This is a genomic window from Nitriliruptor sp., from assembly GCF_040882075.1.
GTDB lineage: Bacteria > Actinomycetota > Nitriliruptoria > Nitriliruptorales > Nitriliruptoraceae > Nitriliruptor.
Window position 1 is genome coordinate 1 of record NZ_JBBEBZ010000162.1, and the last position, 15,026, is coordinate 15,026.

Annotated in this window: 13 protein-coding genes; 3 read left to right on the forward strand and 10 right to left on the reverse strand. The window is 71.0% G+C overall.

Going from position 1 to position 15,026, the window contains the following annotated elements:
* Positions 1–204 precede the first annotated feature (204 nt).
* Together WEB03_RS10150 and WEB03_RS10155 are read right to left on the reverse strand one after the other, a co-directional pair.
* Positions 205–1,134 carry a hypothetical protein gene (locus WEB03_RS10150; protein WP_368070836.1) on the reverse strand — a complete coding sequence of 310 codons (930 nt, stop codon included), beginning with the start codon at positions 1,132–1,134 and terminating at the stop codon, positions 205–207.
* A 52-nt stretch (positions 1,135–1,186) separates the two neighbouring features.
* Positions 1,187–2,113, reverse strand: a complete 927-nt coding sequence (locus WEB03_RS10155; protein WP_368070846.1) for a peptidoglycan-binding protein — start codon at positions 2,111–2,113, stop codon at positions 1,187–1,189.
* A 9-nt stretch (positions 2,114–2,122) separates the two neighbouring features.
* Here WEB03_RS10155 and WEB03_RS10160 point away from each other — a divergent pair, with 9 nt between their 5' ends.
* Positions 2,123–2,419, forward strand: a complete 297-nt coding sequence (locus tag WEB03_RS10160) for a hypothetical protein (protein ID WP_368070848.1) — start codon at positions 2,123–2,125, stop codon at positions 2,417–2,419.
* Between the two features lie 37 nt (positions 2,420–2,456).
* On the opposite strand, the gene WEB03_RS10165 is transcribed toward WEB03_RS10160, so the two are convergent.
* From WEB03_RS10165 to ehuB, 5 genes are all read right to left on the reverse strand, one after another.
* Positions 2,457–3,554, reverse strand: coding sequence for an NAD(P)/FAD-dependent oxidoreductase (locus WEB03_RS10165; RefSeq protein WP_368070837.1), 1,098 nt, complete (start codon positions 3,552–3,554; stop codon positions 2,457–2,459).
* 17 nt (positions 3,555–3,571) lie between these two features.
* On the reverse strand, positions 3,572–4,324 hold the full coding sequence (ehuA, locus tag WEB03_RS10170) for an ectoine/hydroxyectoine ABC transporter ATP-binding protein EhuA (protein WP_368070847.1): 753 nt from the start codon (positions 4,322–4,324) through the stop codon (positions 3,572–3,574).
* A 43-nt stretch (positions 4,325–4,367) separates the two neighbouring features.
* A complete protein-coding gene (gene ehuD, locus WEB03_RS10175) occupies positions 4,368–5,219 on the reverse strand; it encodes an ectoine/hydroxyectoine ABC transporter permease subunit EhuD (protein ID WP_368070838.1) in 852 nt (283 codons plus the stop codon).
* Positions 5,216–5,953, reverse strand: a complete 738-nt coding sequence (locus WEB03_RS10180) for an amino acid ABC transporter permease (protein ID WP_368070839.1) — start codon at positions 5,951–5,953, stop codon at positions 5,216–5,218. The genes ehuD and WEB03_RS10180 overlap by 4 nt, the downstream gene beginning before the upstream one ends.
* A 108-nt stretch (positions 5,954–6,061) precedes the next feature.
* Positions 6,062–6,976 (reverse strand): ectoine/hydroxyectoine ABC transporter substrate-binding protein EhuB, encoded by a 915-nt coding sequence (gene ehuB / locus WEB03_RS10185; RefSeq protein WP_368070840.1) that lies wholly within the window; start codon positions 6,974–6,976, stop codon positions 6,062–6,064.
* 406 nt (positions 6,977–7,382) lie between these two features.
* On the opposite strand from ehuB, the gene WEB03_RS10190 reads away from it, so the two are divergent.
* Positions 7,383–9,890: a hypothetical protein gene (locus WEB03_RS10190; protein WP_368070841.1), complete on the forward strand. Its 2,508-nt coding sequence runs from the start codon at positions 7,383–7,385 to the stop codon at positions 9,888–9,890.
* A 31-nt stretch (positions 9,891–9,921) separates the two neighbouring features.
* Here WEB03_RS10190 and WEB03_RS10195 read toward each other — a convergent pair whose 3' ends face one another.
* Positions 9,922–10,956, reverse strand: coding sequence for an adenylate/guanylate cyclase domain-containing protein (locus WEB03_RS10195; RefSeq protein WP_368070842.1), 1,035 nt, complete (start codon positions 10,954–10,956; stop codon positions 9,922–9,924).
* Positions 10,957–11,017: 61 nt separating this feature from the next.
* A complete protein-coding gene (locus WEB03_RS10200) occupies positions 11,018–11,692 on the reverse strand; it encodes a hypothetical protein (RefSeq protein ID WP_368070843.1) in 675 nt (224 codons plus the stop codon).
* Positions 11,693–11,768: 76 nt separating this feature from the next.
* Between WEB03_RS10200 and WEB03_RS10205 the strand changes: the two genes are divergently transcribed.
* Positions 11,769–13,250, forward strand: a complete 1,482-nt coding sequence (locus tag WEB03_RS10205) for a fused MFS/spermidine synthase (protein ID WP_368070844.1) — start codon at positions 11,769–11,771, stop codon at positions 13,248–13,250.
* A gap of 24 nt (positions 13,251–13,274) precedes the next feature.
* Here WEB03_RS10205 and WEB03_RS10210 read toward each other — a convergent pair.
* Positions 13,275–15,026, reverse strand: a 1,752-nt coding sequence (locus WEB03_RS10210) for an S-layer homology domain-containing protein (protein ID WP_368070845.1), incomplete at its 5' end; no start/stop codon positions are given.

Consider the following 15,026-nt stretch of genomic DNA (forward strand, 5'->3'; position numbering starts at 1 on the left):
CGACGACCGGCACCCCGTGGTAGGACAGATCGAGATCACCGGCCCGGAGCCGCGCGCCGACACGGTCCGCCGCGGCGTCACGCACCGGCGCCCGCGGCACCTCGATCGACTCCGACATCCCTGCTCCACGAACGGCGTGGAGCTACCGTACTTAGGTGAGCCTCACCTAGCAACCTGAGCGGCATCGCTCACGTCACGCGACGGTCACCCCGTGCCGAGCGAGAGCTCCACGGCCGGGGAGCCGACGGTGGGGTCGTCCTCGTCGACGACCGCCAACAGCCGTGGCGCCGCGGCGTCCCCGCGGAGCGCGAGTCCCTCGACCTTGCGGTGCGAGAGCTCCTCGGGCAGCGGGAGGATCTCGACCTCCACCTCGTCCGGCGTCGCACCGAGCAGGGCCAGGACCGAACCCGCGACCGGGCCGTCCGCGACCGCATCCGGCGCATCCTCCGCGGTCGCCGAGACCAGGATCCGGCCGTCGTGCCACACCACCGCGTCGGTGATCGCCAGCGGGAGGCCACCGAGGCCGCCGAGGTCGTAGCGTCGGACCTCACCGACCTCGATCGACCCCGGATGGAGGTCGCCCTCGATGGCTCGAACCAGATCGCGCAGCGGCAGGTCCACGCTGGCCGAGTCGATCCCCGTCGCACCGTGCCCGCGTTGGAACCACCGCAACCGGTCCCCGACCACGCACGCTCCCTCGAGGTTGAGCCCGACCTCGTCGATCCCGAGGGCGTCGCGGACCCGCGCGTAGAGCGGCGCCAGTTCAGCCGAACGCACCGAACAGCCATCGGTGGAGCCGCGGACGAGGACGCCACGTGACCTCGGCGGCAGCGAGCCCGAACCGAGCAGCAGCACCACGTCCCCTCCGGCATCCGGGACGGTGCAGGCCGCTTCGAGGTCCGGCTTGAGGCGCTTGGTCCCATCCTCGTCGGCGAACAGATCCAGCCCGTCGCGCGGTGGCAGGAGCCGGATCCGTTCGATCGAGCCCGTACCCGGCTGCCACCAGGCCGCGTGGTTCGCGTCGTCCTGCGCGATCAACCAGCCGTCCCCGAACGGCGCCACCGCCGAGGCGGCCCGGACCGGATCGTCCGGACCGAACCACAGGCGTTGGGCCGAGACGACATCGATGCGCACGGCGGCTCCGGGGCCAGGGCGACGGTCCAGACCCGCCGCCTCGTCAGGTGGCTCAGCTCGGCTCGCCGTAGACGAGCACGTCGGCACCGGTCGGCATGGCATCGTTGGCCCAGAGCCAGTCCATGGCGTCCATCGAGACCCGCACGCAACCGTGCGAGGCGGCGTGCGCCGGCACGTCGGTGTAACCGTGGAACGCGATGCCGTCCCTGTGGAAGTACTTCGGCCGGTAGAGCTCGCCGAGGTGCGAGGTGCGCCAGCCGTCGATCTCGCGGTAGATGTCCCAGTCGCCGTTGGGGGTCTCGGCCCAGTAGGTGGTGCCCTCGTGCTCGTAGTACTCCTCGTTGCCTCCGGAGGCGTGGAAGATCCTCCCGGCCACGCCGTCCTGGACGAGCATCACGATCTGCCGGTCCTCGTCGAACTCGACGACGTACCCCGACGACGATCCGGTGGTGGGCGTCCCGGGGTCGGCCACGATCGCGCGGGTGTTGGGGCCGTAGATGCCGTCTCGCGCCAACCCGTGGACCTTCTGGATGGCGAGCACGGCGTGTTCGGTCAGCGTGCCGTAGACACCGTCGATGGGCCCGATCCAGTAGTCGGCCTCGTGGAGACGACGCTGGAGCGCCTCCACCGCAGCCCCGTCGTCACCGGGTTCGAGCAGCATCGGGATCGGCGCTGCCGCCGGCACCAGATCCTCCGCCCGCGCGAGGAACGATGCCATCTGATCGCGGGGGACCGGGACGTCGGCGCAGAAGTCGAGCCCCAGCGCGTCGCAGCCCGAACTGATCCGAGCCTCGGCGAGCCGCTGGGTGCTGTCCGCGTGGGTACCTCCGGCGTCGTGGAAGTACACCTGATCGGCGGGCGCGAGGCCGTAGGCAGCCGAGATCAGGCTGGCCATCTGCGCCCGGGAGATGCGTTCGTCCGGGCAGTACCGGTCCGTGTCGCACCCCTGGGTGATGCCGGCATCCACCAGCGCGTTGATCGCGCTTCGGTGAGCGAGGGTACGGCTGAGGGCATCCCGGTCAGGTGGACGACGGCCACCACCGCTGGTGAGGAGCTCGACCGGCGCGAGGTGACGGTGGCCGACCGGGACGCCGTCGTCATCGAACGCCGATCGGAGGGCGAGGCGCTCCTCCCCGAAGGCGAGGAGAGCTACACCTACATCGTGGACCTCGACGGCAGCATCCTGGTGGCGGCGACCTCGAGCGTCGGCGACACCGACCACGACCGCGATCAGGAGATCCTCGACCGGATGATGGAGACGCTCACCGTCGACCTCGAGGGCTGACCTCCACGGGCGCGACGTCACCAGCAGCGGTGCAGGCTCAGTCGGCCGCACCCAGACGGGACGCCGGGTCGAGTTCGCCCAGCCCCTCCCCGAACGCGGCTGCGGCGAGTGCGCGCCCGAGCGCCGGCGCCTGCTTGAACAGGTTGTGGCCGGCGACGACCGTGACGCCGGACCCCTGCCAGGCGGCGACGCCGTCGTCGCTCCACGGGAGGGCGGTCACCCAGCAGTGACGCACGTCGACCGGGTCCGGATCCAGACCGGGCAGGGCTCGTCGCACGTAGGCGCGGGCGCGCTCGTCGAGCGCCGCGAGCGAGGCCGGATCCACGACCGTGCCGCCCTCGCCGACCTCGACGGTCTCGCTGAGACCGACGGCGTAGCTGCGGTTCCCCGGCGTCGGCGCGGCGTAGACCCCGGTCTCGCCGAACGCGCCCGATGAGTCCTGGAGACACGCCAGCCGGGGCGGCGGGTCACCCCGCACCGCGAAGGTCGACCGCACGTGGGCCTGCAGATCGACCGGGGGGTGCAGACCGACCTGCCGCGCGAGCGCGCTGGTGCCCGGCCCGGCACAGACGACGACGTGGTCGTGCTGTGCCGTCACCCCACCGGCGCGAACCTCGACGGTCCCGCGCGAGGTCGGCCGCACCGTCAGCACCTCGTCGGCGACCAGCCCGTCCCCCACACGTTCGACGAGCGCGCGGATCGCGGCCGTCGTCCGGATCGCTCCGCCATCCGCGTCGACCATCGCTGACGCGTCGACGCTCGACATCACGGGCAACCATCCGTCGATCGCGTCCGCCTCGATCCGCCGGGCCGCGATACCTCCGGCCGCGTCCAGGATCGGCAGCCGTTCGTCGACCGGCGGGCCGAGGGCGACCACACCGTCGTCCGACACCAGTTCGACCCCGAAGCGCTGCTCCCACTCGCGCCAGATCGCACGCGACCGGCGGGCCATCTCGACCATGCGTGGGTCGTCGTGCGCGTGGCGGAAGATCCGCGACTCGCCACCCGACTGCCCGTTGCCGGGCACCCCACGTTCGTAGACGGTGACGGCCGCGCCACGTTCGAGCAGCGCATCGGCGGTCGCGAGGCCGACGATCCCCGCACCGATGACCGCGACGTCGTTCCGGTCGCTCACGTGCATCCGCTCCGGTGTCAGTGCTCGAAGACGGCGCCGAGGAAGTCCTTGGTGCGCTGCTCCTGCGGGTCGCGTAGCAGCTGGTCGGGCGTCCCGGACTCGAGGATCTGGCCGTGGTCGAACATCACGACCCGGTCGGCGACCTCGCTCGCGAACCCCATCTCGTGGGTGACCAGCATCATGGTGGTCGCGCCCTCCTCGGCGATGTCACGCAGGACGTTGAGCACCTCGCCGACGAGCTCGGGGTCGAGCGCGGAGGTCACCTCGTCGAAGAGCATGACGGCCGGCTCGGTCGCCAACGCCCGGGCGATCGCGACGCGCTGCTTCTGGCCGCCGGACAGCTCGCCCGGCGTGTGGTTGGCGTGATCGGCGAGACCCACCTTCTCGAGCAGCTCCATCCCCCGCTCGCGCGCCTCGTCGCGGCTCTTGCCGTGCACCTTGACCGGCGCCAGCATGATGTTCTCGAGGGAGCTCATGTGCGGGAACAGGTTGAAGTGTTGGAACACCATCCCGATGTCGGAGCGCACCTCGCGGATGTGCTTCTCGCCGGCCGGCCTGAGCCCCCGCGGTCCCTCCTGGTGGTAGAGGTGCTTGCCACCCACCTCGATGGTCCCGCTGTCCGGCCGTTCGAGGGTCATGATCAGCCGCAGGATCGTGGTCTTGCCCGATCCCGATGGACCGATGATGACCACGCGTTCGCCCGGCGTGACATCGAGGTCGAGCTCGCGCAGCACCACGTTGTCACCGAAGGCCTTGTCGACACCGCGCATGCGCACGGCGGCCGCACCCTTCGGTGACACGTCGGCGGAGCCGTCAGATCCGTTCGTACGCAAGGCGTCTCTCCAGTCGTCGTACGAGCCAGGCGGCCGGCAGGCTGACCAGCAGGAAGCCGACACCGATGAGCAGGTAGGGCTCGACCGGCCGGAAGTCCTCGGCGCGGATGGTGTTGGCGAAGAACAGCAGGCCGGACACCCCGACGACCGCGTCGGCGATCGGGGCGTCCTTGAACCCGGCGATGAGGTAGTTGCCGAGCGCCGGCAGGGTGTTGGGGACCGCCTGCGGGATGATGATGCGGGTCCACTTGATCCACGGGCTCAGGTTCAGCGCCGTCGCAGCCTCCCACTGGCCCTTGACCACGCTGTTGATCCCGGCGCGGTACCCCTCGGAGCAGTAGGTCGCGTAGTGGACACCCAGCCCGACGATCAAGATCTGCACCCCGGACAGCGACACGACGTCGGTCGCGCGGGTCAGCGCCTGGAGGAAGACCAGCTGCACGAGGATCGGCGTCGAGCGGATGAACTCGATGATCGCCACGGCGGGCCAGGACACGACGCGCAGGCGCGACCGCCGCGCCAGGGCCATGAGGAACCCGAGCACGACCGCGATGGTGAAGCCGAGCACCGTGGCCCGCGCCGTGACGAACAGTCCACGCAGCATCTGGGGGATGAGGTGGAACAGGTACTCCCAGTCGGGCACCACGTCGCGTTCGGCGGTGAAGCGTGACTGGTAGCGGCCGGTGACCTCGCCAGCCCCGACGAGCAGCGAGAAGCCGATGGTCACCAGGACCATCGGCACGAGCACGTCCGGCCGCCGGTACCAGCGTCGGTGCGGGCGGAACTCCGGGCGGTCGACCGGCTCCGTGGCCTGCACGGTGGGGGCGCTCAATTGCCCGCTCCCGCGATGTTGGCGTCCGAGGGCAGCCGCGGCAGGTCCCCGCTCCGCGCCCGGTACCGCCGTTCGAGCCGCCACTCCGCCAACCGGAACAGCCCGTTGATCACCTGGGCCACGACGAAGTAGATCATCAGGACGTTGAGGAACAGGACCGTCACGCCCGAGACGCCCGCGCTGAGCTGTTGCTGGATGAGGTTGCGGCTGGCCTGCATGATGTCGGACATGCCGATGATCGAGACCAGAGCGGTGCCCTTCAGGATCTCGATGGTGAGGTTGCCGAACGGCGGGAGGATCAACCGCATCGCCTGCGGCAGCACGACGTGACGCAGGCGTTGGCCCGGGCTGAGGTTCAGCGCGATCGACGCCTCGGTCTGGCCCCGCGGGACCGCGGAGATGGCCCCGCGGACGATCTCGGCGCCGTACCCGCCCATGTTCAGGCCGAGGGCGATGGACGCGAGCATCAGCAGCGACGCCTGATCGATGTCGAGCATGATCGGCAGGGCGATCGCCATGATCGTCAGCAGGATGATCGACGAGATGCCGCGGGCGAACTCGATGTAGGCCAGCGCGAACCCGCGCAGCCACGCGAACGGCGACATCCGCATCACGCCGAAGATCAGCGACAGCACCACACCGAGCAGGAACGAGAAGCCGAGCACCTGCAGCGTCAGCTGCAGGCCATCGAACAGCTGCTGGTACTGCCCGGATCTGAGGATCCAGTCCCCCACACCGCTGCCTTCCGCGCTCGTCCCAGATCGGCCCGATCCGAACCGACGGCCCGGACGGCTGGCGGCTCGGACCCGAGGTACCGGTGGATCCGAGCCGCGCCGCGCGGGTCAGCTGAGGTCGGCGACCGTCAGCTCGTTGGCCATCTCGACGTCAGCCTCGGTGAACTCGTCGTACTGGAGGATGATGTCCGCGGTCGTGCCGTCCTCGCGGAACCCGTTGAGGACCTCGTTGAAGGCGTCGCGGAACTCCTCGTCAGCGAAGGCGTGGCCACCACACGGCAGGATCTCCTCGCCGTCGGCCGTGGTCGGGAAGAAGCCCTCGACCGCGTCGATGCCGTCACGCGCATCGGCCTGGGTGTTGACGGTCGCAGCGGTACCGGTGACGGCGTCGACCTCGCCCGCCTCGAGCGCGCGGTACATCGACTCGATGTCACCGAAGGTCTCGACCTGCTCCGCGGGGATCCCCGCCTCCTCGACGTAGCCGACCTCGACGGTCCCGGTGGCGACGGCCACCGTGAGGTCCGAGTTGTCGACGATCGACTGGTAGTCGGTCACGCCCTCGGGGTTGCCGGTCGGGACCCCCAGCGACTCGGCGACGCAGTAGTCGGGATCGGAGAAGAAGACCTGCTCAGCCCGCTCCGGGGTGATGTACATCCCCGCCGTGATGATGTCGAACTGCCCGGCCTGGAGCCCACCGATCAGCTCGCCGAACTCGACGACCTGGGCGTCGTTGACGGCGATGCCCATCTCGTCCAGCACGGCGCGTGCGACGTCCGGACCGATGCCGGTGGCTTCACCGTCCTCGCCGACGGATCCGAACGGCACCTCGTTGGCGACACCGAGGGTGACACCCGACTCCTGGTACTCGGCCACGATGCCGGAGGCCTCGCCCGCGGAACCGCCGTCGTCGGTCGAGGTGGTGTCGTCGTCACCGCCACCGCACGCGGTTAGGAGCAGGCCCGTGGCCAACAGCGGAGCGACGACGGCGCGCAGGCGCCTCGTGCGGGACAGGTGGATCCTCATCAGGTGTTCCTCCGGAGTGGGGTGGATGCACGGGGGCGGTTCCCCCGGTCGGTGGACGCGACCGAGCGACCGGGAGCAGGTCGTCGTCGAACGTCGACGGGCGCGGCCTCCACGCTCCGCCGCCGTGGGCGGGATGCGTGGGAGGCGAGGCACAGGTGGCCGGGCGAGGGGTGACCCCTCGCGGTCGTTCCGGAACGGAACGGACAACGGACCCAACTGTGGACGACACACGGACGTCGCCGGTCCTCGACCCGGCGGAAGGACCGTAGTGAGGTCGCTGCCGGACCTCAAGGTGAGCGGGCCGGTGCCCAGCTCCAGCGGTCGGACGCGCACGACCTCCCGTGGGGAGGTGCCCCGCTGCACGACGGCGAACTCCGGATGGGGACGAACCCGTGGAGGGACAGCGATGCGTGCACGACGGATGTGGGGTCTCGTGACGGCCGTGGCGCTCGCGGTGTCGGTGACGGCGCCCGCGAGCGCCCAGTCACCCGACGACGCGCTCGACACCGGGCTGGGGGCGCTCGGCGAGGTCGGTGGCCTCTTCCGCGGTCTTCCCGGCGGGCTCGCTCGCGGGATCACAGGGCCGCTCGAGCCCGGGTTCACGGCGCTCGCCGGTGACGCCTGCGATCCGACCGACGAGCTGCGGTGCCTGCTGCCGTTCCCGAACGACCGCTTCACGACCGCCGACGGGTCGACCCCGACCGGCCTGCGCGTCGACCTGCCCACCTTGGGCATGCCACGCAACGTCCTCGGCAAACCGATCGACCCGACCGAGTGGAACCGCAACGACGGGTTCTCCCCCGGTTCGATGGTGCTCACCTACGTCCCGGGCATCGACCTGCCGACGACCTTCGGGCTGCCCGACGACGTCGACGCCCAGCTGCAGGTGCCATCGCTCTCCCTGGCCGACGACGCGCCGATCGTGCTGCTCGACGCGGTGACCGGACAGCGCCACCCCTACTTCGCCGAGGTCGACGGCCACCCGGACACCACCGACGACGTGCGGCTGTTGATCGTCCGGCCGCTGACCCGGTTGACCCCAGGGCACCGCTACGTGGTCGCGCTCCGTGACCTGCGGGCGGCCGACGGGTCGGCGCTCCCCGCCGATCCGGACTTCGTCGCGCTGCGTGACGGGCTCGCGCCCACCGCGTGCCCGCCCGAGCCAACCATCGACGAGCCCGATGAAGCCGATGAGGGTCAGGGGGGACGGCCGGATCGGCTCGGCCCGCCCGGCAGCCGGCCTCCGCACGCCGGCCAACCCGGCCGGCCGCCACACGCAGGTGACGGCGACGACGACGGCGACAGCGATGACGACGGCGTCCCGGCCGGTGGCGACCACCACGCGGCACCCGCGCCGACCCCACCCTGCGAGGGGGACGAACCGGGCCAGGACGGTCGCTACCAGCGGCTGTTCGGCGACCTGACCGCAGCCGGCGTCGACACCTCCGAGCTCACGCTCGCGTGGGACTTCACCGTGGCCTCCTCGCAGAACCTCACCGGCCGGGCGCTGTCGATGCGCGACCAGGCGTTCGCCGCCCTCGGCGACGAGGACCTGGCGGACGGCGTGGTCGCTGGCGAGGCACCGGGCTTCACCATCTCCTCGGTGGAGGAGCGGGGCGCGGACGTCGCGATCCGCGGCACCCTGACCGCACCGAACTTCCTGACCCTCCCCCAGGACGGCCCGAAGCTCCCGCCGGAGGAGTTCGGCACCGGCGTCGAACAGATGATCCCCGGGTCGCGGCTCCACTACGGCACGTTGCTGCCCACGCCGATGGCCGAACCGCAGGTCAACCCGCTCGCACCGACGGTCGAGGCGGAGTTCGTCTGCCACCTGCCGAACCAGGCCACCGCGACCGACCCCGCCACGTCGACCCTCTACGGGCACGGGCTACTCGGGAGCACGAACGAGGCAGGTGGCGGTTCAACGTCCCGGCTGCGGGCCTCCAACCACATGGTCTGCGCCGTGCCGTGGATCGGGATGGCGACCGAGGACGTCGCCAACGTGGCGACCATCCTGGCCGACGTGTCGAACTTCCCGTCGCTGCCCGACCGATCGCTGCAGGGCTTCTTGCACTTCCACCTGCTCGGCCGGCTCGCGGTCCACCCCGACGGGTTCGCGTCGCACCCCGCCTTCCAGGACGCTGACGGCCAGCCGCGGTTCGACCACTCCGAGCTGGTCTACGACGGCAACTCCCAGGGCGGCATCCTCGGTGGCGCGTTGGTGGCGCTGGCACCCGACTTCCGCCGGGCCAACCTCGGCGTCCCGGGGGGCAACTACTCCACGCTGCTGAACCGATCGGTCGACTGGGAGGGCGCGTACGGCGAGGTCCTCTACGCCACCTACCCCGACAAGGCCGACCAGCAGCTGGTCCTCGCGCTGCTCCAGATGCTGTGGGACCGCTCCGAGACCAGCGGCTACACCCACGCGCTGACCGACCGGCCGCTGCCGAACACCCCGGCCCACCAGGTGCTGTTCCAGCTGGCGTTCGCCGATCATCAGGTCGCCAACGTCGCCGCCGAGGTGGACGCACGCACCAGCGGCGCCCACCTGCTGCAGACCTCGCTGGCAACGGGTCGCCACTGGGCCGACGTGTCCGGTGAACGGGCGTTCCAGCTCGGCACCTTCGAGATCGACGAGGCCACGGGTCTGCCGCTCCCCCACGCGGGCTCCGCGATCGTCTACGTGGACTCGGGCAACGACCCCGGCCCGCTCGACAACACCCCGCCACGCGACCAGACCGACCCGCACGGCGACCCACGAGCCGACCCGTTCGCGCACGCGCAGAAGATCGAGTTCCTGCGCACCGGTGTGGTGCGTGACACCCGCGAGGGACAGCCGTACTGGTCCGGCCGGTGCCGTGGGCCGGCCCACCCGACCTACGCGACCGATCCCGGATCCTGCTCGCTCAGCTGAACGCGAACCGCTCACTGGCGCCCGTCGTCGGTCAGTCGTCCTCCCCTGGACGCAGGACCCGCGACGGGCGCAGCTTGCCGAGACCTTTGAGCTTGCGACCGTGCAGCCGCTTGCACCGCCACGCTTCGGGGTCGAGCAGGTCGACCGCGTGTTCGTCGACGAGCACGCTGCCCGGCCGCGCGAGGTCGGTCAGCCGGGCCGCGGTGTTCACCGAATGGCCCACGTAGTCGCCGTCGCGGACCTGGACGGATCCGGCCGCGACACCGGCGCGTCGTTCCACCTCGTCACCGGACGGCAGCGGGTCCTCGCAGACCCGCAGGCAGACCTCGACGAGGTCATCGACGACACCACCGACCAGCATCGCCGCATCCCCGATGAACTTGACGACCAGCACGTCGCCGACGTCGTTGGCGGCGATGTGCACCCCGTCCTCGAACCCCCCGAGCACGTCGCTGACGCTGCCGGGATCGGCCGTCGCCGACAGGCGGGTGAAGCCGACCAGGTCGATGAACGCCACCGCGAGGTCGACGGAGGTGGCGCCGGACGTCGACGCCTCCGCGACCACGCGCGTGTCGAGGAGGCGCAGCAGCGCCTCGTTGTGGTCGCGGGACAGCAGCCGCTGGGTCACCGGCAGCAGGAGCGCGGCGTCCTCGACGAGGGCGTGGAGCAGCTCGGGAGGTAGCTCACCATCCTGTTCGAACAGGGGCGCGAGCCGCGGATCGCCCTGGAGCTGAGCGAGCTGGTTGACGGCCACGGTGGTCATCGAACGCTGGTGCAACCGGAGCATCCGCTCCACCACGGCGACGTCGAAGCGCTCGAGCAGGACCGTGAGGTCGCGGGCGTACCCGACGTCGTCGTCGCCGTAGCGTCCGTCGTCGCGCAACCGACCGGCGGCGGCGAACAGCCGGGTCAGGTCGTCGACGTCGAGGCGCACGTCGAAGGCGACGTCCCGCAGCGGCAGCTCGCGCGGCTCGCTCAGCCGGTCACGGACCGCGCCGAGCAGACGCTCGGCGGGGGTCGTCCGCTCAGGGACGCGCACCTCGATGGGTCCCGGTGAGCTGTCCACGTCCACCTCCGCTCGCCGCGAGCCTAGACGTGCGCCACGCCGACGCCCGTCCCCCGACGGTTCAGCTCAGCAGCCCACGCTCGATCAGCAGCCACGACACCGCGGCAGCGCCCGTGTACGTCAGGGCGATGCCCGCCGCGACCGGGACGATGGCGATCGCCCGTCCGGTGCGGGTCCACCTCGCACCGGCGAACATCATCCACCCGAGCAGCACCTCGGGGAGCAGGATGTAGGGGGCGAACCCGCCGATGGTGGTCACCCCGACCGGCTCCCACACGGGCAGCAAGGTCAACGTCGCCTCGGCGACGCCGAAGACCACCACCGCGACCAGCGCGGCGGTGATCGCCGCGGCCCGGTCGCCGCGTCGGTAGGCGACCGCTTCGGCGACCCCGACGATCACCACGGTCGGGATCGCCCACAGCCCGGCCATGTACGCCGTGACGGGACCGAGGTTCGGTGCCCCATCCGGCGGGAACTCGAGGACGCCGAGACCTCGGACGAGCACGGCGTCTGGCAGCACCATGAAGACGCTGAGGACGGCACCGAACGTCCACCACCGCCGCCACCGGTCGTGCCCTCGCCAGGTGGAGACCGCGACCGAGCCGAGGTGGTAGACGAGCACGGCGTAGGTCATCACCACGCCGTGGTCGATCCCACCCCGCAGCACGAGGGCGGCGATCGCGACGGTGAGGAAGACGGCGTGGAAGACCACGAGGTCGCGTTCGAGCGGCGTCACCGGTCCTCCTCGACGCCGGTCGCGACATCCTGCCAGGTGACGGGCCCGTCCGGGGGACGCTCTACCCTCCCGCGCCATGCCCAACCCCGCCGCCAACGCGCTGGTCTTCCTCAGCTCCGCCGCCGTCCTCGTGCTCGAGATCCTGGCGGCGCGGCTGCTCGCGCCGTACGTGGGCGCCACGCTGGAGACCTACACCGCGATCATCGGCACCATCCTCGCGGGCATCGCGGTCGGGTCCTGGCTCGGCGGCAAGATCGCCGACCGTCGGGACCCCCGCACCTTGATCGCGCCCTTGCTGATCGTCGGTGGCGCGCTCGGCTTCCTCGCGATCCCGCTCGTCGACCTGTTCGGCGGCGGGCTGCGAGGGGCGACCGCGACGACCACGACGGTCATCACCGCCGTCGCCTTCTTCCTCCCCGCAGCGGTCCTCAGCGCGGTCACGCCGTCGATCATCAAGCTGCAGCTCGCCTCGCTCCACGAGACCGGCACCGTGGTCGGGCGCCTGTCGGGCATCTCGACCGCCGGGGCGATCGTCGGCACCTTCCTGACCGGCTTCGTCCTGGTCGGCGCGGCCCCGACCCGGATCATCGTCCGCGGGACCGCGCTGTTCCTGATCCTCCTCGGTGTCGTGGTGCTGGTGCGGCTGAAGGGCGCGACACGGCTCAGCGGAGGTACCGCCGTGTTCGTCCTCCTCGCGGCGGGCGCCTCGTTCCTGCTCGGCCACCCGTGCGAGTACGAGTCCCGGTACTACTGCGCCTACATCACCGCGGATGACGAGCACCCGTCGGGTCGGGCGCTGTGGCTCGACACCCTGCGGCACTCCTACGTCGACCTCGACGACCCCACCCACCTCGAGTTCGCCTACACCCAGCTCTTCGGCGACGTGGCGGACTCCTTCCGGCCAGAGGGCGAGGCGGTCACCGCCCTCCACGTCGGTGGTGGCGGTTTCACGATGCCGCGCTACCTGCGCGAGACGCGTCCCGGCAGCGACCACCTCGTGCTCGAGGTCGATCCGCTCCTGATCGAGATCTCGCAGGACGAGCTCGGTCTGGACCTGCGCGACGACATCGAGGTGGCGACGGGCGACGCGCGGTTGTCGGTCCGTGACGCCGGCCAGGATCGCTTCGAGCTGGTCGTCGGCGACGCGTTCGGTGGCGTGTCGGTCCCCTGGCACCTGGCGACCGAGGAGTTCCTGACCGACCTCGATGCGTCGATGACCGCCGACGGGGTCCTGATCCTCAACGTCATCGACTACGGGCCACGCGATTTCCTGCGAGCCGAGTTGGCCACGGTCGGTGCCGTCTTCGGACACGTCGCTGTGTTGGGTCCCGCGTCACGGTTCGGCCCGCGCGACCAGCCCGACGGCGGCAACGTCGTGGTCGTCGCCTCGCAGGCGCCGCTCGACCTCGACGCGATCCTCGTCGAGAACCGTGCCCGGGGTGGGGACGCCGCAGCGCTCAGCGGCAGCGAGCTCGACCGGTTCGTCGGTGACGCGCCGGTCCTCACCGACGACCGGTCCCCGGTCGATCAGCTGCTGACGCCGCTGCCGACGAACTGACCTCCGACCGGCCGCGCGTCGCTCCTACCCGCGTGCCGCCAGCTCCACGTCCTCGCGGTCCAGCGCCGCCAGGCTGCGGACCAGGAACGAGGCCATCTGGTCGCGCCGCACGTCCGCCGCCGGAGCGAACCGGTCCGCCGCCACACCGCTGGCGATGTGTGCCGCGGCGACCTTGCGGATCGACTCCTGGTGGGTGTTGCCCGACGTGTCCGTGAACGGGCCGGCAGGCGCGGGGAGATCACCCTCGATCACGAACTCGATCGCGTTGACCAGGAACGACGCCATCTGGGCCCGGGTCACGCGGGCGGACGGGTCGTAGGTGGTCGTGGACCGTCCCTTCACCACGCCCAGTTCGGCGAGCTGTGCGATCGCCAGCCGGTGGGTGTTGCCGTCGATGTCGGTGAACGAGGAGGCGGGCGCGGTGGGCAGCTCGACCCCCGCGACCTCGAGCGCGTTGGCGAGGAAGGTCGCCATCTGGTCGCGACGAACGCCCTCCGCCGGGCCGTAGGCGTCGGCGCCCGTGCCCCGGGTGATGCCGTACCCCGCGACGCAGCCGATGTTCCCGGCGTGCGTGCTGCCGCTGGTCACGTCACCGAAGCTGACCGGATCGACGGTGGTGCAGACCTTCAGCGATGGGCCGGGAGGCGTCCCAAGCGCGTACCGGGCCTGAGCCTGCGGGTTGATCTGATCGAACGTCACGGCCTTGGCGGCCGTCAGCTCGGCAGCCGAGATGTTCTCGTCCGCCGACAGCGTGAAGCTGTCGAAGCCCCGCGCGATCTCCGTGCCGTAGATGGCGCCGTTGAACCAGTAGGTCGACCAGAACCCACCACCACCAGCCACGGGCAGCCCATCGGGTGACGGGACGGGTCCGCGGTCGAACCACCCGAGCTCGACCGGCTCGGCCGAGTCGGTGAACTCCCAGATCGACATCCCGCCCTGGTACCAGGCCTGCGCCATGACGTCGCGACCCGGCACGGGGATCAGGGACCCGTTGTGGGCCACGCAGTTCTCGACCGCGGACTGGGTGTTGGGGATCTTGTAGTAGCTGGCGAACTGCAGCTCGTAGGTGCCGTCGCCGCGGTCCACGATGTCGTAGATACCGTTGGCACCCCACTCGTCGCTGTGCTGCGGTTGGCAGTACGGGAAGACGCCGCCACCCCACTCGTCGGTGAACACGACCTTGGTGCCGTCGTCGTTGAACGTCGCCGAGTGCCAGTAGGCGAAGTTGTCGTCGGACACGTCGGCGACGCGGCGGGGGTTCACCGGGTCGGAGATGTCGAGCAGGATGCCGTTTCCTTCGCACGCGCCGGCGGCCAGGCCGAGCTCGGCGTAGGTCGTGATGTCGTGGCACGCGTCGGTGACCGGCGACGGCAGCCACGGACCACCCGACGGGTGGGCCGGTGCTGGCGGCTCGTTCTGCAGTCCGTCGACGTTGCCCTCGCCGTCGGCGAAGACGCGCGGGCCGGACACCAGGGACGCGTCCTTCGGTGAGGCGATCGGTACCTCGATGATGTCGATGCGCCACCGCGAGGGGTCGTCGGTGTCCGGCCCCCCGGCGTTGCAGCCGAGCCGTTCACCCTCGGCGTCGGTGCGCACCCCGGCCGTGCCGCTGATGTAGACGTAGAGCTCGTCGGTCACGCCCGGTGGTTCGAGCAGGCTGTGGGTGTGCGATCCGCGGCAGGTCTGGACCGCCGCCACCTGCACGGGCGTCTTCAGGTCGGAGATGTCGAAGATGCGGACCCCACGGAAGGTCTCGGAACCCTCCGCGGACCCGTC